The organism is Corallococcus praedator (genome assembly GCF_003612125.1).
Lineage (GTDB): Bacteria > Myxococcota > Myxococcia > Myxococcales > Myxococcaceae > Corallococcus > Corallococcus praedator.
Genome location: NZ_RAWI01000851.1, coordinates 1 through 563, shown reverse-complemented (window position 1 = coordinate 563; position 563 = coordinate 1). Strand labels below are relative to the sequence as shown.

Sequence of the window (563 nt, the reverse complement as noted above, 5' to 3'; positions counted from 1 at the left end):
GTATGAGGGCTATCGTGCGGGTGTAGCGCAGCCGAACCGGTAACCATGTTCCTGCGAAAGCAGGAACCCAGAGCTGCAAGCGACACAGTCGGTAACCTTGGGCTCCTGCTTTCGCAGGAGCACGTCAGTCTGCCGGCGCCGACGATCCGGGGGGCATGACCTTCGCGTTGACGGTGATCTTCTGCCCGCTGGCGAAGCTGAAGATCAGCGGCGTGGTGCTGCCGGCCTTGATGCCGGGCTTGAGGCCAAACAGCATAACGTGCTTGCCGCCGAGCGCGAACGGCACGGCGCCGCCCGCGCGGACCGCGACAAGCTTGAGGGTGTCCATGCTCTCGATGCCGGCATGGGATATGTTCTCATGCATTTCCGCGCGCGCCGCGTCGGGCGCCGCTATGCCCGTCAGCGTTTCATCCTTCGCACCGCCCTTGAGCACGAAGTAGGCGGATGCCGGGGCGTCCGTAACTGGGCTCAGCCGTACCCAGGCCTTGTCGACCGACAAAGTGGCGGGGTGGTGACACGCCGCCATCATGACGATGGCGGGAATGAGCAATCCGGTCTTCATC

The 563-nt window shown here is 64.3% G+C and carries 1 protein-coding gene; it reads right to left on the bottom strand.

The genetic code is table 11. From position 1 onward, the window contains the following. Window positions 1-124: 124 nt before the first annotated feature. Window positions 125-563: copper chaperone PCu(A)C (locus D7Y13_RS42115; RefSeq protein WP_120631084.1), on the bottom strand; the 439-nt coding region annotated here is incomplete at its 5' end.